Here is a 17,790-nt window from a genome sequence, read left to right as displayed (position 1 = left end):
CGCTTGACCCATTGACCCTCTCGCCATGTATGGTCTGTACATGCCATCTCCCGCGGGGGGAGAGAAGGTGAAGGGAAAAAAGAATATGGGTCTCACTTCAAGGCGTGCAGCTAGTATTTGTGCGGCGGCACTGCTTGTTGTGCTGGGTGCAGGGGGAAATGTCGCGGCTGCTGACGACACTCCTCTGAAAGCCGCGGATGCCGATCCCGTCGTCAATACCGAGCCGCCACAGGAGACGGATCCGGCCGACACGGATCTCGTCGATGTCCCAGCGGATCAGGTAGATGTTGAACCTGATGTGCCCGGTAGCGGCGACACAGGATCTGGGAATCATCCCGGCAGTGAGTACTGCGATCCGTCGCGCGTCTATACACCGATATCCAAGGGCAAGGATTATCACAAGAGGGTCGGTGCACCCCAGGCCAACACGAATCATGGAAGTCACACGGCCAAATCGACTTTCACCGCTGAAGTATCGGGCACCGTGGGCGTGAAGGTCAGCACCGGGCTCGTGGTGACTACCGAAGCCATGATCGGCCTGATCAACTCTCATTTCAGCGTTAGCGTGTCGACTTCCATGACGGCCAAATTGGGTAACACGATCTCCATCCCAACCCCTGTCAACAAGACCACTCATGCTGAGTACGGTGTTTATCGCCTGCGGAACACGGGGAAAAGTTACATAATCTACAGCAACTGCCAGACGTCAACCAAGAACACCGTCACGAGCTACAGTCCCGATTACGTCGGCTGGTACGTCTGGGAGACAAGCGCCTGATGAAGACCGTTGGGAAGCGCGTCCGCTGGGCAGGCGGCCTAGTAGTCGCGGCCTTGGGGATAGCGGGGTGTGGCTCCAGTGACCACGCTCGAAACTCTTCAACTGCCCACCCCACTCGCGCCGCACTCACGTCACCAGCAACACAGGCGCTCGGCGCAACCAGTGATCCCAACGCCCCCTCAGTCGCGAGAGTGCCGCAAATCGCCTCTCGAGGCATCGCGGTCATGGTCAGTGACGTCAAGGTCAAGGGCAGTGCCGTTTATGCGATCCCCGGGGGAATCGAATCTGGAAAGGTTCTGGCGATCGCGATAAATTGCCAGGGTTCGGGTGTGCTCACTGTCCAGGTGAAACCAGCGGGCGTCTCCTTTCCGCTTACCTGCGAAAAGGGAGAGATCATTCCGACGTTGAATGAGATTCAAATGAGTAAGGATCACCCTGAAGCCTCGTTGAATTTCACTTCGAAGTCGAACGTCACTTGGTCATTCGCCGCCGGCTGGGATCCCAATCCGCCTCGGCGGCAATAGGCGCGCCGTTTGGTGCCGATCCGCGAGGCTTGTGCCGACGTGACGGGCAAAACCAGATCGACGGAGACGGGCGCGGCACCCGATCATGCGTTCATGCTCTTGAGAGACACCCTTTAGGGCGTGCCATTCGCTTCATGCGGTGGGACCCGGCGACAACGCACCGAGGCTCAAAGCCACGTGATCCAAACGGCACGCCCTTTAGGCGTCCTCCTCCGTCCGGAAGAGCGGGGTCAACCTCGTGTGGACCGGCTTGCGGCGGCCGATTGCCGGGCTGACCAGCACCGCTGTGAGGGTCTGCTCCACGTACGCCCGCTGTTCCGGGAGAGTGAGCCCCTCCCACTCCGCGCGCAGGTCCACAGGCTTTCCATTCGCGGCACTCTGCTGCTTGATCCACCGGTTACGGTCCCGCGTCAGCCGACGTTCCTGCGCGGTGAGCTCCTGGAGCATGGCGAAGTAGCGTTCCTTGGTGAGCAAGCGTTGTTGGCGGGCTTCCTTGGTCTCCTCGATGTCCTCACGGACACGCGCAAGCCTCTCGTCGCCGTCCCACTCCCGCGGCGCGGGCTCAGCCTGCCGTGCTGCCGCTTCCTCCTCGTACTTGGCGATCACAAGTTCTGTCACCGCCTGGTCGGCCTCGGGACCGGGGATCTTTGTTCCGGCCCCGCACCCGCCCTGCCCCTTGTCCGGGCATGCGTAGTAGAAGAACCCTTCGGGCTTGTTGGCGCTCTTCGGCGCCTTCATCGCTCGATGGAGAGCACCGCACTCGTCCTTGTCGCAACGCAGAGTTCCGGTCAACAGGTACTTGCGGGAGTTGTGCCCGTTGCCGGGCTGCATGTTCTCGCCGATGCCTTCGAGCAGGGCTTCCCACTGCTCGACGGAGATGATCCTCTCCCACTGCCCACGGACCGGTTCGCCGTCGTCCCCGTAGACGATCTCCCAGCGTTCGTTCTCGGTTCCCGTGTCGGGGTTGAGGGCGCGTACCTTGCGTGAACGGATTCCACAGATACGCGGATTACGCAGCACCATCTTGAGCTTGGTGGGGTTCCACGTGCTTCCGCGCGGCGTCGTCACCCCGGTCTCGTTCCAGCGGACTGGGTAGGCACGTACCGGAGCACCACCGAGGATGCCAAGTGCCGCTTCCCGCAGGAGCTTTGATTCGGTCGGGTGCAGGGTCCGCTTGTCGTCCAGCCAGCCGAACGGCCGCGTTCCCCCTGTCGGGATTCCCTCGCGTTCCAACGCCCTGTGCTTACGCCGTACGCGCCTCGCCGTGTCGGCGGACTGCTTGTTGCTCATCGCCACGACCACGCGCGCCGTGGCGCGCCCGTTCTCCGTGAGGAGGTCAAGGCTGCCGTTGATGTCGATGATGGGCCGGCGGTGACGCTCCACCACATCGATGGCGTCTTCAAGGTGCCGGTTGTCGCGTGTCAGGCGGTCGATGTCGTAGACGATCAGGCCGTCTAGACGCCGGCCGTCGGGTGCTCGGCCGGACTTGAGGTCTTCCAGCGCGCCTTCGAACACGGGGCGGATGACTCGGTAGGCCACTCGGCCGTCAGGGAGGCGGACACGCTTCTTGCGCCATGCCGAGGTGTCCGGCTCGTAGTAGATGTGCACGCAGGTGCCGCCGTGGCGGGCTATGTAGTCCCGGCCGTCGCGCTCCTGCTCCTTGGTGCTCTTGATGTCGCGGCCGGTCATGGGGCCGCGTCGTTGGCCGCAGCTCCCGGACGGTTCGCCGGCGGGCTCGTCGTCGTCCTCGTCTGTGGAGAGACGGACGAGAACGGCCCAGTTCTGGTTCTCTAAGTTCCCCCACTGTGCGCGAGAGACCAAGTCATCTTCGCTCATGGTCCGTAAGGTACATCCACACATCCTGTGCCCCGTCGAGGGGACCGATCAGTATCTCGTGTACACGCGGTGGCGGGACGAGGAGGCCTTCCAGGCGTGGATGGAGGGGCCGATGAAGACCGCGCACCAGGGCGGTGCGGAGGGTGAGCGGCCGAAGCCCGCGGCTTCCGGTTCGTCGCTGTGGTCGTTCGAGGTGGTGCAGTCCGCGGGGCCCAAGAGCTGACCCGCCGCCGCGGCCCGCACCGGGCCGGGCCGGGCCGCGGCGGGGTTGCCGGGCGGGGGTATGCGCATATTGTCGTGACTGGGTGGTGTGCGCCGCCGTGGCGGGCGGGGACGGACCGGTACGGCGTGTGCCGCCCGCCGCTCACGACCCGAGGACGACGTCATGCGGCCCAGTGCCCGCCCCAGGGGTGACCTCTCGGTCGACGACGCCCTGGGCGCGGCGCTGGCCGACATGGTGCGCCGGACCGGCGCGGCGATCGGCGGCGCCTACCTCATCGAGGAACCCGCGGCCCTGCTGCGCCTGGTCGCGCTGTGCGGGCTGCCCCTCGACTTCTCCGCGCCCTGGCAGCGTCTCGCGCTGACCGCCCCCGTCCCGGTCGCCGACGCCATCGAGGAGGACCGGCTGGTCTGGGTCGGCGGCCAGGACGAGATGGCTCGCCGTTATCCGCGTGCGGCGGCCGTCCTGCCGTACCCCTTCGCGCTGGCCGCGGTCCCGGTGCGTGGGGTGCGCCGCCGGTGGGGCGGGGTGGTGCTGATGTGGCCCGCCGATCACCCGGACCGGGCCACCGCCCGTGAACGCCAGCACATCACCGCGAGCGCCCGCCGGCTGGCCCGGCTCCTGGACGACTCGCCGGTGCCGCCGACCCTCTTCGAGGAGCCGCGGGTCGTCCCCGTGGGCTCCCCCGGCCATCCCGCCCAGACCGCGCTGGCCGCCGTCGACTACCTGGACCGGCTCCCGGACGGCGCCCTCGCCCTCGACCTGGAGGGCCGCATCACCTTCATGTCCGGCACGGCCGCGCGGCTGCTCGGCCGGGACGCGCAGCGGCTCCTGGGCACCCGGCCCTGGCAGTCGCTGCCGTGGCTCGACGACCTCAGGTACGAGGAGCGGTACCGCATGGCGGTGGTCAGCCGGACGCCGGTCTCCTTCAGTGCGCGGCGCCCGCCGGACCAGTGGCTGACCTTCCAGCTGCACCCGGACGACAGCGGCATCAGCGTGCGCATCATCGCCGAGCCGGAGCCGTCGGACCCGGCGTCGGGCGGCACCGGGCCGGAGCCGTCGGACCCGGCGTCGGGCGGCACCGGGCCGGAGCCGTCGGGCCCGGCGTCCGGGCGCGCGGGGCCCGCCCGGGCCGGCCGCGCGGAGCCGGCGCCGGCCGCGCCCGGACGGCTCTACCAGCTGGTCCACCAGGCGGCCGCGCTCACCGAGACGGTGACCACGGCGGATCTCGTCGCGCTGATCGCCGACCAGATCCTGCCGGCGTTCGGCGCCCAGGGGCTGGTGCTCAGCACCGTCGAGGCGGGCCGCCTCAGGATCACCGGGACGCACGGCTACCCCGCCGACGTCGTCGACCGCCTCGACGCGCTGCCGATCGACACCGGTCTCACCCCCGCCGGCCAGGTCCTCGCCAGTGGCACCCCCGCGTTCTTCGGCAGCGCGGCCGAGCTGGCCCACAGCTACCCCCGGGCGCCGCTGATCAGCGGGAAACAGGCGTGGGCCTTCCTGCCCCTGGTCGTCTCGGGCCGTGCGGTGGGCTGCTGCATCCTCTCCTACGACCGCCCGCACACCTTCACCGCCGACGAACGTGCCGTCCTCACCCCGCTGGCCCGTCTGCTGGCCCAGGCACTGGACCGGGCCCGCCTCTACGACACCCAGCACCACCTCGTCCACCAGCTCCAGCAGGCACTGCTGCCCCGCGCCCTGCCCGCCCTGCCCGGCCTGGAGGTCGCCGCCCGCTATCTGCCGGCCGCGCACGGCATCGAGGTCGGCGGCGACTTCTACGACCTGCTGCGCCTGGACGGCACCGGGGTCGCGGCCGTCATCGGTGACGTGGAGGGCCACAGCATGGCCGCGGCCGCCCTGATGGGCCAGGTCCGTACCGCCATCCACGCCCACGCCACCGCGGGCGCCGCCCCGGACCAGGTGCTCGCCCGCACCAACCGGCTGCTGTCCGACCTGGACTCCGACCTCCTGGTGACCTGCCTGTACGCACACCTCGACCTCGCCCGCCACGAGGTCGTCCTGGCCGGCGCCGGTCATGTCCCGCCGCTGCTGCGCCCGGCCGCCGGGCCCGCCCGCCCGCTGCGTCTGGACCCAGGCCCGCCGCTGGGCGTCGACACCGGCGCCCGCTACCCCCTCACCCGCGAGGCGCTCCCGCCGGGCGCCGTGCTCGCCCTCTACACCGACGGCCTCGTCGAACGCCCCAGGACCGACGTCCAGCAGGCCACCGCGGACCTCGCCGACCACCTCACGCACGCCGACGTCCACGACCTGGAGCGCCTCATCGACTCCCTCGTGCACCGCGCGTGGCCGGCCGGCGGCCACACCGACGACCTCGCCGTGCTCCTGCTGCGCACGGCGGGCTGAGCGGCCGCCCGTCAGCCGGATGGCGTCGCCCGGGGACCGGCGGGTGGCGCTGGTGGAGCCGACCGCCGAGGGGCGCACGGCGTTCCTGCGGGCGGCGGGCGTCCACGCCCGGGTCGTCGAGGAGTTCTTCGTCAGGCCGCTCGCCGCCGACGACTACACCCGGCTGACCGGCGCGCTGGCCGAGATCGACCGGGCGCTCCGCGAGGAGGCCGGGTGACGACCTGACCGCCCGGTGTCAGACTCCTGTTACGGGACGAGTCAGATAAGTCTGACTGGTCGGGCGAGCCTGACCAGTCGGGCGCTTCAGGATGAAACATCCTAAGGAACCGGTCATGGGTCTCGGCGTCGGGCCTCCGGGCATGCGGCGGGGGGCCCTCGCGCGTGCCTGCGTGGCGGTCGTGCTCGGCGCCGACGTCCAGCAGCAGCTCGACGCCCTGATCACCCGGGGCGTCGACGTCGTGGTCCTGTCCGCGATCGATCCCAAGGCGCTGCGCCCCTCGGTCGAGTCCGCGCGCCGCGCCGGCATTCCGGTCGTCGCCCACGACCGGCTCGCCCAGGGCCCGGTCTCCGGCTACGTCACCTTCGACGGCGCGACGATCGGCCGGCTCCAGGGCCGGGCCCTGTTCGCCGCCAACGGCAGCCTCGCCGACGCGGTGATGACACGCTGGTAAAGGACGGTATATGCATCTTCGATCAGATATGCACCCCTAGACTCCAGTCCGCCTGCGCCAAGGCCGGACTCACACGATGAGCCCGCCGCACCGGTGAAGGAGGTGGTCGCCCCGTGGTCCAGCCCCTGCTGGCGCTGCACGGCGTCTGCAAGCGGTTCGCGGCCGTCGAAGCGCTGGTGGACGTCGACCTGGAGATCCGGGCCGGAGAGGTGCTCGCCCTGGTCGGCGGCAACGCCGCCGGCAAGTCCACGCTGGTCAAGGTGATCTCCGGGGTCGTGACTCCCGACAAGGGCGGCATCGAGTGGGAGGGCCGCGCCGTCCAGATCAAACGCCCGCACGACGCCCGGGCCCTCGGCATCGCGACCGTCTACCAGGACCTCGCGATGTGCGGGAACCTCGACGTGGTCGGCAATCTCTTCCTCGGCCGGGAGATCCACCGGCACGGCATCCTCGACGAGGTCGAGATGGAGCGCCGCGCCCGCGAGGTGCTGCGGATCCTGCCCCTCCCCATCCCCGACGTCCGGGCCCCGCTCGCCACCCTCACCGGCGGCCAGCGGCAGGTCGTCGCGATCACCCGGTCGTTCCTCAGCGAGCCCCGGCTGCTGCTCCTCGACGAACCCACCGCCTCCCTCGGCCTCGAACAGACCAACCAGCTCCTCGACCTGGTCGAGGAGCTGCGCGACCGGGGCGCCGGGGTGCTGATCATCAGCCACAACATGGGGGACATCAAGGCCGTCGCGGACCGGGTCGCCGTGCTCCGGCTCGGCCACAACAACGGCGTGTTCGAGGTGGGGACGACCTCGCAGGAACAGATCATGGGCGCCATCACGGGCGCGGCCGACCACTCCGGCCGGAACCGCCGCCCGGCCGACCCGGAGGAGTTCTGGCCGTGAGGGGCGGTCACCGGGGCCGGCTCACGGCGTACGCGGGCACGGCGCGCCGACGGCTGCGGGTGGCGGCCTCGGCCCGGTCCCGGTCCTGCTCGCCCGGGTGCTGCTGGTCGCGGTGGTCTCCGACGCCCTGACCCGCCCAGGACCGCCCCCGGGGGAACGGGCGTAGCGGCCGCCCCGGCCCGGCGATGCCGCACACTGTGCGGAACACGGAGGGGACGGGAGTCGAATGTGGCGCAGGTCACGGGAAGCCGGTGGGGTGTGCCGGACAGCTCAGTGACGTGACCACACATATGCGTACCCGGGTACGGGCCGGGGAGCCGAGCGCGTTCGCGGAACTGTTCGACAGCTACTCGCGCGCCGTCTACAACCACGCCTTCCGGCTGACCGCCGACTGGTCGGTGGCCGAGGACGTGATGGCCGCCACCTTCCTGGAGGCGTGGCGGCTGCGCGACCGGGTCGACCCCGAGGGCGGTTCGCTACGGCCGTGGCTGCTGGGCATCGCCACCAACACGGCCCGCAACCAGTACCGCAGCAACCGCCGCTACCGGGCCGCCGCCACCGCCGCCGCGGCGGCCCAGCTGTCCGTGCCCGACCACGCCGACGAGGTCGCCGGCCGCGTCGACGACCGGCACCGCCTCGCCGCCGCCCTCACCGCACTCGGGAAACTCCGAAGACCCGAGCGCGAGGTCGTCACCCTCTGCCTGGGCGAGGGCCTGGACTACGAGGCGGCCGCGGTGGCGCTCGGCATCCCCGTGGGCACCGTGGCCTCCCGGCTCTCCCGCGCCCGCCGGAAACTGCGCGCCCTCACCGAGGCGCCGCCGGCCGAGGACCCGCTGGCCGGCGTACCGCCCGCGGGCCCGTCGTCCGGAGAAGTTCGCGGAATCCGGGAAGGCGGCCGCCGCTCCCGACAGACAAGAGGTGATCACACCCACGTGATCCGGCCCGCACAGGAAGGAAGACGATGACCGCGAACACCTCCCGGAACCACCCGGCCGAGGGGGACGGCAGCGCCGAGCTGCTCTCCGCCACCGCGCGGGACCTGCCACCGGGCCGCCACCAGTTCCACAAGGAGCGACTGATGGCCCAGATCCACGACATGCGGCAGGCCGAGCGGACCACGGACCCCGCACCGGAGCCGCGCCGCCGATTTCCGCGCCTGGCGGTCGTCCTGCCGCTGACGGCGGCCGCGCTCGCGACGGCGGTCGTCGCCGGAGTGGTCCTGTCCGGCAACGGCGGCAACGGCGTACAGGACGCCGGCCCGGCCCTCACCACCACCATCGGCGCGGCCAGCAGCAAGGGCGTACCGCAGCTGCTCGACCAGATCTCCCTGGCGGCCGCCGCGACCTCGACGTCCCGCCCCGCCGTCGAGCCCGGCCAGTACATCTACATCAAGTCCAAGACGGCCGACAGCTACATCAGGCAGGTCGGCGACACGTCCTCCCTGGCCGGCCACCCGCTGCACACCCGGCAGACCTGGATGTCCGCGGACGGCACCAAGGGCTGGCTGATCGATCCCGCCGTCAACCAGAGCCCCGAGGGCGAGACCCTGTCCCTCCCGGACGAACAGGGCAACACCCGCGAGCCGACCCTGAACGGCCCGTCGTACGACTACCTCACCAAGCTCACCACCGACCCCGACAAGCTGCTGGCCAAGATCTACCGGGAGACGAAGGGGCAGGGGAACTCCCCCGACCAGGAGGCGTTCACGACCATCGGTGACCTGCTCGGCGAGAGCTACCCGCCGGCGGCCCTGTACCCGGCGCTGTTCAAGGCCGCCGCGAAGATCCCCGGAGTCGTCGTGGTCGACGACGCGACGGACGCGGCGGGCCGGCACGGGGTGGCGGTGGCCCGGCTCGACGAGACCAGCGGACAGCGCGAGGAGTGGATCTTCGACAGGAAGAGCCATGTCTTCCTCGGCGAACGCTCGGTGCAGGTGCGCAGGAACAGCGGCACCGACGCCCTGATCACACCCGGCACCGTCGTCTTCACCAGCGCCATCCTGGAACGCACGGTCGTGGACGCCATCAAGCAGACACCCGCGGCGACGTCCTGACCGGCGGCCCCGTCGAAACCGACCGCCCCTTCGAACCGGCGGTTCCCCGCGGCCGCCGGGGCGGCGGACCGACGGGGTGCCGGGGCGGTGTCGGTTGAGCGGGAGGAAGCGGGGCGGGATCCTGGGAGCGGGTACCCGGGGAGCCGGAGATCCGGAGGCACCATGGACGGACGCGTACCGGAGGACCTGGCGGTCGTCGTCGACGCCGGTGGGGCCGTGCTCGTGTGGAGCGCCGGTGCCCGGCAGCTGCTCGGGTACGAACCCGCCGAGGTCGTCGGCCGCCCCGCCCGGTCCCTGCTCGCCGGCCGTCTGCCGCCGTCCGCGCGCCGCCACCTCGCCGCCGGGCACCGCTGGTCCACCGAGGTCGCCCTGCGGCACCGCGGCGGCGACCGGGTCGTCGCACACCTCCAGGGCACCCCGCTGGCCGCCGGGCCCGGCCGGCCGCTCTGGCTGGTCACCGGCGCGACGCCCGCGGCCGTGTCCGGACGCGGGCAGCCGGGGGCGACGGCCCTGTGGGACCTCACGCTCACCCAGCTGCCGATGCCGGTGGCGATCTACGACCGGGAGGCCCGGCTCGTCGCCGCCAACGAGGTCATGACCCGGATCATGGGCCTGCCCGTCGAGGAGATGCGCGGCCTCACCCTGCCCGAGATCGAACCCGGGCCGCCCTTCGACGAGTACGACCGGCTCCAGCGGGAGGTGCTGCGCACCGGCCGTACGGTCTTCCACGAGCAGCACGGCCAGGCGCCCGGTGAGACCCGCGAGCACTCCTGGTCGATGTTCTTCTGCCCGCTGAAGGACGAGGGCGGCGCCGTGCAGGGCCTGTCCGCGGTCGTCTTCGACACCACCGAGCAGTACTGGGCCCGCCGCCATCTCGCCGTCCTCAACGACGCCAGCATGCGCATCGGCAGCACCCTGGACGTGGTCAGGACCGCCGACGAACTTGCGGAGGTGGCCGTCGGCCAGTTCGCCGACTACGTCACCGTCGACCTGCTGGAGTCCGTCGCCCTGGGCGAGGAGCCGGAACCGCTGCCGCCGGGCCGGCCGGTGACCGTGTGCCGGGCGGCGCACCGGTCGGTCCTGCCGGGCTGCCCGGAGTCGGTGGTCGCCCCCGGTGACTTGGTCCACTACCCGGTGGACACACCCCCGATGTGGGCCCTGACCGCGGGCCGGACCAGCCGGAACAGCCCCGGCGACCCCGGGATGCAGGAGTGGATCACCTCCTCCCGGGCCCGTGCCGAGACCGTCGCCCGGCACATGATCCACTCGGTGCTGATGGTGCCGCTGCGCGCCCGGGGCGTCACCCTGGGTCTGGCCCACTTCCTGCGGCACCGGACGCCCGAGTCCTTCACCGAGGACGACCAGCGGCTCGCGGAGGAGATCGTCGCGCGGGCCGCGGTGAGCGTGGACAACGCCCGCCGCTACACCCGCGAGCGCCGCACCGCCCTGGCCCTCCAGCGGAGTCTGCTGCCCGGCCCGCCGCCGGGGCTGGCGGCCACCGAGGTGGCGTACCGCTATCTGCCGACCGGTTCCGGCGCGGACGTCGGCGGTGACTGGTTCGACGTGATCCCGCTGTCCGGCGCCCGGGTCGCCCTGGTCGTCGGTGACGTGGTCGGCCACGGCATCGGCGCGTCCGCGACGATGGGCCGGCTGTGCACGGCGGTACGGACCCTGGCGGACGTGGACCTCGCCCCCGACGAACTCCTCACCCAGCTGGACGACCTGGTCATCCGCCTCGACCCCGAGGAGAGCGCCCCGGCCTTCCCCGGCCACCCGGCGCCACTGCCGGGCGGGGGCGGGGGTCGGGGCGGGGGCGGAGGCGGATGTGGGGGCGCCTCGGGTGCGGCGGGGCCGGGCGCCGGGTCGGGTGGGGCGGGGGCTGAGGCCGGATCGGGGGTGACGGGGGCTGGGTGGACGTCGAAGGATGGGGTCGGGTCGGGGATGCCGGGAGCCGGGGGCGGGTCGGGGGCGGGGGCCACGGCGTCTGGTGAGGTCGGGGCCACCTGTCTCTACGCCGTCTACGATCCGGTGAGCCGCCGCTGTGCGATGGCGCGGGCCGGGCATCCGCCGCCCGCGCTCGTCACCCCCGACGGCCAGGTGCGCTTCCTGGACCTCCCGGCCGGACCGCCGCTGGGCCTCGGCGGTCTGCCCTTCGAGTCCGTCGAGATGGAGCTGCCCGAGGGCAGCCTGCTGGCCCTCTACACCGACGGCCTGGTGGAGACGGCCGACCACGACATCGAGGTCGGCCTGAACCTGCTGCGCGAAGCGCTCGGCGGGCCGCCCGCGCCCCTGGAGGACATGTGCGACCAGGTGCTGCGCACGGTCCTGACCGGCCGTCCGGCTGACGACATCGTGCTCCTGCTGGCCCGCACCCGCGCCCTGGACGCCGCGCGGGTCCGCACCTGGCAGCTCCCTCAGCATCCGGCGGCGGTCGCCGGGGCCCGCAAGATGGCGGGCGAACAGCTGGAGGCCTGGGGGCTGACGGACGCGGCCTTCGCCACGGAACTGATCGTCAGTGAACTGGTCACCAACGCGGTCCGCTACGGCGAGGGCCCCATCGCCCTCCGTCTGATCCGCGACGCGTCCCTGATCTGCGAGGTGTCCGACGGCAGCAGCACGGCCCCCCATCTGCGCCGGGCCCGTGTCTACGACGAGGGCGGCCGGGGCCTGCTCCTCGTCGCCCAGCTCGCGGAACGCTGGGGCAGCCGCCAGACCCCGACCGGCAAGACGATCTGGGCGGAACTGCCGCTTCCCGCCACGGCGAGGTGACGCACCGCGCCAAGAGCCCAGAGGGCCGTGCAACCTCCGGCGGGGCCGGCACCGTCGTAGCCGCCGTGACCGAAGCGTTGACAGCACAGGGCGGGCCGCCGAGGTGGCGGGCCGTCGCCGGGCCTGCCGTCGGCCTCGCGGGTGCGGCTCTCGCCGCCGTGGCGGGCTGGAGCAGTCCGTTGCTGCTCGTCGGGGGGCGGGTGGTGCCGGGCTGGGCGGTGAGCGCGGTTCTCCTCGCCGCGGCGCTCGCCCTGCGAGGGGTCCTCCGCCGGACCGGCCGCCGCCACCCGGCCGGCACCGCGACGCTCCTGGGCAGATGGGCGGGGTGGGTCCGGTGGGGCGGCCTCCTGTTGATCGCGGTCGCCGCGCTCGGCACCACGCTGGGAGCGGCGGACGACCTGGTCTCCAGCGCGAGGTACCACGTGCTCCGTCCGGTGGGGCCGGGAGGCTGCACGGCCGTGGTGCGGGAGACCTCCTTCCTGGTGATCGGCACCGGCGAGGCCTACGCCGTGGGGCGTACCGGCGTGGCCCTGGGCACGGCGGGCTCCTGGACGGTCGACGACGGCTACCGCCCCTTCGACGCGGGCACCTACGCCCTGCGCTGGGGACCCGACGGCACCGGAGTGCTGCAGATCAGCGGCCGGGCCACCGACCCGGTCCTCGGCGGGGGACTGGTCGACGTCGACTGCGGCTAGGCGAGCCGGAGCGCCGCACCTGTGTCAGGTCCGGGTGGGGCACTCCGGCCTTCCCGGACCTGGGATCTGCCCTTCTTCAGGAAACGGTTACTGAGCCCGGCCGGGCGGAGGAGCGAGGCACAGGCTCGGTGCGCCTGCCCCCATGCGCCACAACGGCTGCACATCGCGGCAAGTGCACGAATAGGCGGCCAGAAAGCAGGATCGAACAGGGCGGCCGCGAATTGGGGTGTAACGCGGATACGGCGGTCGTACGCAGTAGGAGAGAAGCCGAAATCGTCGAGAGAACGGAATTGCCGTGAGCAACACAGACCCGGTCTCCGGATACCCCGCATACCAGCAGCCGCCCACCCCCGATCATCCCTATGGCCCTGGCCCTGGACGGCCCGTACGCCGTCCCGACACCGGCCGCCGAGCCGCCCTTACCATCTGCACGATCGCCGACACCGCGGCCGGGCTGCTGGGTCTGTGGATCCTGCTGTACCTGCTCGACGCGAATCGGGCCAACATATTCGTGCAGTTCGTGCACAGCATGGCGGATTTGCTTGCCTGGTGGTCGCAGGACATTTTCACGATGGACACAGAAGGATTGCGCGTCATCCTCAATTATGGACTTCCCGCGGTTTTGTATCTGCTGATCGGCCACGGAATCGCCGCCCGCCTCAACCGGGCCTGACGAAGAGGACCGACCATGACACCGAGCCCCACCGAACGTGTCCAACTGCCCATCTACGAGGACCTGGTGCGCGAACGCGGCGATGTCGTCGCGGAGGCCCGTCAGGCGGCGGACCACACCCAGCACCAGGCGGCCGAGCTGCTCGGCGCCGAGAACGTGCCGGGCGGCCCCGTGCATCATCGGCCCGTCGGCTGAGGCGACTGCCGCGGGCTGAGACGGCTGCCACGGGTGACGCTTCGTTGCCGGTCAGCGGCGGCGTAGGGCCGGGTTGAGCAGGGCGGGCGGGGTGTCGTACTTCTCGTGGGCGGCCAGGTCGGTGCCTGGGGTGACGATCGCGTCGACCGCGTCCAGGACGTCCGCGGAGAGCACGGTGTCGGCGGCGGCGAGCTGGGCGCGCAGCTGGTCCAGGGTGCGGGGGCCGACGAGGGCGCTGGTGACGCCGGGGTGCGCGGTCACGAAGCCCAGGGCGAGCTGGATCAGGGTCAGCCCGGCCTCCTCTGCGACACCGGCGAGCCGCTCCACCGCGTCGAGCCGGGCCTGGTTGCCGGGGAGGGTGAGGTCGAAGCGGTCGGGCAGGAGCTCGGCCCGGCTGGTGGTGATCGGCCGGCCCTTGCGCACCGCGCCCGACAGCCAGCCCGAGGCCAGCGGGCTCCACACCAGCACCCCCATGCCGTACTCCTCGGTCACGGGCAGCACGTGGGTCTCCACACCGCGCTGGAGCAGCGAGTAGCTGGGCTGCTCGGTGACGTACCGGCTCAGGTGGTGTTCACGGGCGGCCCACTGACCCTGCACGATCCGGTACGCGGGGAACGTCGAGGAGCCGAAGTAGCGGATCTTCCCGGCCCGTTGCAGATCGGTCAGCGCCGACAGGGTCTCCTCGTCACTGGTGGCCGGGTCCCAGCGGTGTATCTGGTAGAGGTCCACATGGTCGACGCCGAGCCTGCGCAGGCTGTTCTCCAGCTCGGTGACCAGCCACCGGCGGGAACTCCCCCGGTGATTGCGCTCGTCACCCATCGGCATCCCGGCCTTCGTGGCCAGCACGATGTCCTCGCGGCGGCCGGCGATGGCCTTGCCGACCATCTCCTCCGACTCCCCCTGGCCGTACATGTCGGCCGTGTCGACGAGGTTGATCCCGGCATCCAGTGCGGCGTCCACGATGGCGGTCGCCTCCTCCTGCGTCGTACGCCCGATCGCGCCGAAGTTCATCGCGCCGAGCGCGAGAGCGCTGACCTGTACGCCGGTCCGGCCCAAGGTGCGGTACTGCATGGCTGACTCTCCCTCACGTAACCCAAGCACAAACGGGACGATGTCCCGTTTCACGTCTTCGACGATACGGAACACTGTCCCGTTTAGCAACGCCCCGATAGGGTGACCCCGGACGGAGCACGACGTGGGAGCACAGCGATGACGAAGGACGGCGAGCTGACGAAGGACGAGGAGCGGGTGCCGGACGAGGAGCGGGCGTCGGCCAGACCGCGGCGGGCGGACGCCCGGCGCAACGAGGTGACCCTGCTGGAAGCGGCCGCGGCGGCGTTCGTCGCGTCGGGCGTGGAGGCCCCGGTGCGCGACATCGCGGCCCGGGCGGGCGTCGGCACGGCGACGATCTACCGGCACTTCCCGACCCGCGCGGATCTGATCATCGCCGTCTACCGGCACCAGGTGGAGGCGTGCGCCGAGGCCGGGCCGGCCCTGCTGGTTTCGGCCCCCACCCCGTACGACGCGCTGCGCCGGTGGATCGACCTCTTCGTGGACTTCCTGACCACCAAGCACGGCCTGGCCGCCGCACTCCACTCCGACCAGGCCGGCTTCGACGCCCTCCACGGCTACTTCCTGGACCGGCTGGTCCCCGTCTGCGCCGACCTCCTCGACGCGGCCGCCGAAGCCGGCGAGGTCCACTCCGGCCTGCCGGCGTACGAGCTGATGCGCGGCGTCGGCAACCTCTGCATCGGCGCGGAGAACGACCCCCGCTACGACGCCCGCCGACTGGTCGGCCTCCTGGTCACCGGGCTGGGGCGGGACGCGGACGGAGCAGCGCGCTCCTAGCTTCCGCCGGGCCGCGGTCGGGATCAGGGCTTCAGCGGATGCCGTCGTACGGCGGTCGGCAATACGGCCGGCCGGGCGGTCGCCAGTGCGGCCGGGCTACGACGTGTGGTGGTCGGTGGCGGTGACCATGGCGATCAGGCCGTGTGGTGTGTCGTCGCCGAACATCAGCTCGTGGAGGCGGACGGTGTCCGCCGCCTCCGTGGCGGCGCAGGCGAACATCGCCTCCTCGTACCCGGCGAGCGCGGCCTCGGTGTCGTGCGGGTGCGTGGCGAGGGCCTTGGCGAGTTCGGCGCCGTCGTACATGGCCAGGTTCGCGCCCTCGCCGTTCGGCATCATGAGGTGCGCGGCGTCGCCCAGCAGGGTCACGCCGGGCACCCGGTCCCACCGGTGTCCGTCCGGCAGGGCGTGGAGAGGGCGCAGGACCGGCGCGGTGTCGCCGTCGGTGATCAGTGCGGTCAGCTCCGGGGCCCAGCCGTCGAACTCGGCCGCGATCCGCGCGGCGGCCCCGGCGGGGTCGGTGAAGTCGATCGCCGCGAACCAGCCCTCGGGCCTGCGCAGCGCCACGTAGGTGTGGAGCGTCCCGCCGGTCTCCCGGTGGGCCTGGATCCCCTTGCCAGGCGCGAGCGCGAACATCGAGCCGTCGCCGACCGCCTTCGCCGCGGCGGGGTGCCGGGTGTCGGCGTCATGGAGGTAGGTCTCGACGAACGACATGCCGGAGTACGCGGGCGTCGCGGCCGAGAGCAGCGGGCGGACCCGCGACCAGGCGCCGTCCGCGCCGACCAGCAGGTCCGAGGTGACGGTGCCGCCGTCGGCGAAGGTCACCTCGTGCCGGCCGGCGCCGAGGGCGCGGACACCGGTGACCTTGTGACCCCATCGGACGGTGCCGGCCGGGAGCGATTCGAGCAGGATCCGGCGCAGTTCGCCGCGCAGCACCTCGGGCCTGCCGCCGGTGCCGTCGTCGGGTTCGTCGTGCAGGACGGCCCCGTCGGGGGCGAGTGCCCGGGTCGCCTGGCGGCCCTCCAGGACGAGGGCGCGGAACTCCTCGGTGAGGCCCGCCGCCGCCAGGGCCGACTGGCCGTTCTGCTCGTGGATGTCGAGCATTCCGCCCTGTGCACGGGCCGCCGGGGACGGCTCCGCCTCGTAGACGGTGGCGGAGATCCCGTGGAGGTGCAGGACCCGGGCGAGAGTGAGGCCCCCGAGCCCGGCGCCGACGATCGTGACGGGGGTGACGGAGGTGGTGGTGGCGGGGGTGACTGGCGTGGGGGACATGGGGCTCCTTCAGGGAGGGCAGGAGAGCAATCTTGGAACGGCGTTCCATTCTGGAACAGTGTTCCATGCTGGAACGGCGCTCCAGTCGTGTCAAGATGGGCCCATGGCAACGCGCACCCGCCGGACACCGCGGCGCACAGAGGCGCTCTCCCGCGAGCGCATCGTCGAAGCCGCCGTCGAACTGCTCGACTCGGCCGGCGAGAACGGGCTGACGTTCCGGGCGCTCACCGAGCGCCTCGCCACCGGGCCAGGGGCGATCTACTGGCACGTGGCGAACAAGGGCGAGCTGCTCGGCGCGGCGACGGACGCGGTCGTCGCCGCGGCGGTGGCGGGAGCGGGGCCCGCGGCGGAAGCAGGAGTGGGAGCCGCGGTGGAAGCAGGAACGGGACCCGCGGTGGAAGCAGGAGCGGGGGCCGTGGCAGTCGCGCCGGGCGAGGACCCGACGGCCGAACCGGGCGAGGACGCGGCGGCCGCGGAATGCGGCGCCGGGACCTCGGTGGGCACCGTCTCGCCGCAGGACCGGATCCGTTCCGTCGCGCTCGGTCTCTTCGACGCCATCGAGGACCACCCGTGGCTCGCCACACAACTCGCGACGCAACTCTCCCGCAGCCCCTGGGGGCCGGTGACACCGCGCATCTTCGAGAGCGTCGGCCGGCAGGTCCGTGCGCTCGGCGTGCCCGAGGACGGCTGGTTCACCGCCACCTCGGCCCTGGTGCACTACGTCCTCGGAGCCGCCGGCCAGAACGCCGTGAACGCCGCGCACGGCAGCGGCCTCGGACCCGGTGTGGACCGTGCCGCGTTCCTCGACGCCGTGTCGACGGCATGGGAGCGACTCGACCCCGACGACTACCCGTTCACCCGGGCCGTCGCGGCCCAGGCGCGCGAGCACGACGACCGTGAGCAGTTCCTCGCCGGGATCGACCTCGTCCTCACCGGCATCACCGCCGTCGCGGCCGCCCGCACCGCCGCCCCCGGCCAGGAATAGCCGCCGCCCCAACC

At 71.8% G+C, this 17,790-nt stretch carries 18 protein-coding genes and 1 pseudogene; 15 read left to right on the top strand and 4 right to left on the bottom strand.

The features are described from left to right. Nucleotides 1–25 precede the first annotated feature (25 nt). Nucleotides 26–778 (top strand): hypothetical protein, encoded by a 753-nt coding sequence (locus MB828_RS31195; RefSeq protein WP_301651094.1) that lies wholly within the window; start codon nucleotides 26–28, stop codon nucleotides 776–778. Between the two features lie 191 nt (nucleotides 779–969). Continuing rightward, complete coding sequence (locus MB828_RS31190; RefSeq protein ID WP_301651093.1) at nucleotides 970–1,302, top strand: hypothetical protein; 333 nt, start codon at nucleotides 970–972, stop codon at nucleotides 1,300–1,302. A gap of 198 nt (nucleotides 1,303–1,500) precedes the next feature. On the opposite strand, the gene MB828_RS31185 is transcribed toward MB828_RS31190, so the two are convergent. Further along, complete coding sequence (locus tag MB828_RS31185) at nucleotides 1,501–3,138, bottom strand: recombinase family protein (protein ID WP_301651092.1); 1,638 nt, start codon at nucleotides 3,136–3,138, stop codon at nucleotides 1,501–1,503. 22 nt (nucleotides 3,139–3,160) lie between these two features. Between MB828_RS31185 and MB828_RS31180 the strand changes: the two are divergent. From MB828_RS31180 to MB828_RS31160, 5 genes and pseudogenes are all read left to right on the top strand, one after another. Beyond that, nucleotides 3,161–3,361, top strand: a pseudogene (locus MB828_RS31180) (antibiotic biosynthesis monooxygenase family protein); the annotation flags it as partial. Between the two features lie 162 nt (nucleotides 3,362–3,523). Then, the gene (locus MB828_RS31175) at nucleotides 3,524–5,725 is read left to right on the top strand and encodes a SpoIIE family protein phosphatase (protein WP_301651091.1); all 2,202 of its coding nucleotides are present in this window, start codon (nucleotides 3,524–3,526) and stop codon (nucleotides 5,723–5,725) included. Nucleotides 5,726–5,744: 19 nt separating this feature from the next. Continuing rightward, a complete protein-coding gene (locus MB828_RS31170; RefSeq protein WP_301651090.1) occupies nucleotides 5,745–5,942 on the top strand; it encodes a hypothetical protein in 198 nt (65 codons plus the stop codon). 115 nt (nucleotides 5,943–6,057) lie between these two features. Continuing rightward, nucleotides 6,058–6,396 carry a substrate-binding domain-containing protein gene (locus MB828_RS46745; RefSeq protein WP_343236219.1) on the top strand — a complete coding sequence of 113 codons (339 nt, stop codon included), beginning with the start codon at nucleotides 6,058–6,060 and terminating at the stop codon, nucleotides 6,394–6,396. A 113-nt stretch (nucleotides 6,397–6,509) separates the two neighbouring features. Continuing rightward, nucleotides 6,510–7,289: an ATP-binding cassette domain-containing protein gene (locus MB828_RS31160; protein ID WP_301651089.1), complete on the top strand. Its 780-nt coding sequence runs from the start codon at nucleotides 6,510–6,512 to the stop codon at nucleotides 7,287–7,289. A gap of 7 nt (nucleotides 7,290–7,296) precedes the next feature. On the opposite strand, the gene MB828_RS31155 is transcribed toward MB828_RS31160, so the two are convergent. Continuing rightward, nucleotides 7,297–7,497, bottom strand: coding sequence for a hypothetical protein (locus MB828_RS31155; protein ID WP_301651088.1), 201 nt, complete (start codon nucleotides 7,495–7,497; stop codon nucleotides 7,297–7,299). A gap of 82 nt (nucleotides 7,498–7,579) precedes the next feature. Between MB828_RS31155 and MB828_RS31150 the strand changes: the two genes are divergently transcribed. From MB828_RS31150 to MB828_RS31125, 6 genes are all read left to right on the top strand, one after another. Further along, the gene (locus tag MB828_RS31150) at nucleotides 7,580–8,254 is read left to right on the top strand and encodes an RNA polymerase sigma factor (RefSeq protein WP_301651164.1); all 675 of its coding nucleotides are present in this window, start codon (nucleotides 7,580–7,582) and stop codon (nucleotides 8,252–8,254) included. Continuing rightward, nucleotides 8,251–9,342: a CU044_5270 family protein gene (locus tag MB828_RS31145; protein ID WP_301651087.1), complete on the top strand. Its 1,092-nt coding sequence runs from the start codon at nucleotides 8,251–8,253 to the stop codon at nucleotides 9,340–9,342. The genes MB828_RS31150 and MB828_RS31145 overlap by 4 nt, the downstream gene beginning before the upstream one ends. Before the next feature lie 162 nt (nucleotides 9,343–9,504). Further along, a complete protein-coding gene (locus MB828_RS31140; protein ID WP_301651086.1) occupies nucleotides 9,505–12,111 on the top strand; it encodes a SpoIIE family protein phosphatase in 2,607 nt (868 codons plus the stop codon). Between the two features lie 65 nt (nucleotides 12,112–12,176). Beyond that, nucleotides 12,177–12,806, top strand: coding sequence for a hypothetical protein (locus MB828_RS31135; RefSeq protein ID WP_301651085.1), 630 nt, complete (start codon nucleotides 12,177–12,179; stop codon nucleotides 12,804–12,806). 295 nt (nucleotides 12,807–13,101) lie between these two features. Further along, on the top strand, nucleotides 13,102–13,479 hold the full coding sequence (locus MB828_RS31130; protein WP_301651084.1) for a hypothetical protein: 378 nt from the start codon (nucleotides 13,102–13,104) through the stop codon (nucleotides 13,477–13,479). A gap of 15 nt (nucleotides 13,480–13,494) precedes the next feature. Continuing rightward, entirely contained in the window at nucleotides 13,495–13,674 is a 180-nt protein-coding gene (locus tag MB828_RS31125; RefSeq protein WP_301651083.1) for a hypothetical protein, read from the top strand. A gap of 51 nt (nucleotides 13,675–13,725) precedes the next feature. Here MB828_RS31125 and MB828_RS31120 read toward each other — a convergent pair whose 3' ends face one another. Next, nucleotides 13,726–14,745, bottom strand: a complete 1,020-nt coding sequence (locus MB828_RS31120; RefSeq protein ID WP_301651082.1) for an aldo/keto reductase — start codon at nucleotides 14,743–14,745, stop codon at nucleotides 13,726–13,728. A 138-nt stretch (nucleotides 14,746–14,883) separates the two neighbouring features. Between MB828_RS31120 and MB828_RS31115 the strand changes: the two genes are divergently transcribed. Continuing rightward, the gene (locus MB828_RS31115) at nucleotides 14,884–15,522 is read left to right on the top strand and encodes a TetR/AcrR family transcriptional regulator (protein ID WP_301651081.1); all 639 of its coding nucleotides are present in this window, start codon (nucleotides 14,884–14,886) and stop codon (nucleotides 15,520–15,522) included. A 96-nt stretch (nucleotides 15,523–15,618) separates the two neighbouring features. Here the strand turns inward: MB828_RS31115 and MB828_RS31110 are convergent, their stop codons facing one another. Next, on the bottom strand, nucleotides 15,619–16,791 hold the full coding sequence (locus tag MB828_RS31110; RefSeq protein WP_301651080.1) for an FAD-dependent oxidoreductase: 1,173 nt from the start codon (nucleotides 16,789–16,791) through the stop codon (nucleotides 15,619–15,621). Between the two features lie 103 nt (nucleotides 16,792–16,894). On the opposite strand from MB828_RS31110, the gene MB828_RS31105 reads away from it, so the two are divergent. After that, entirely contained in the window at nucleotides 16,895–17,776 is an 882-nt protein-coding gene (locus MB828_RS31105; RefSeq protein ID WP_301651079.1) for a TetR/AcrR family transcriptional regulator C-terminal domain-containing protein, read from the top strand. Nucleotides 17,777–17,790 lie beyond the last annotated feature (14 nt).

It is taken from the genome of Streptomyces arenae (assembly GCF_022343545.1).
In the GTDB taxonomy this organism is placed as follows: Bacteria; Actinomycetota; Actinomycetes; order Streptomycetales; family Streptomycetaceae; genus Streptomyces; species Streptomyces humi.
This window is presented reverse-complemented; position numbering and strand designations above follow the sequence as displayed.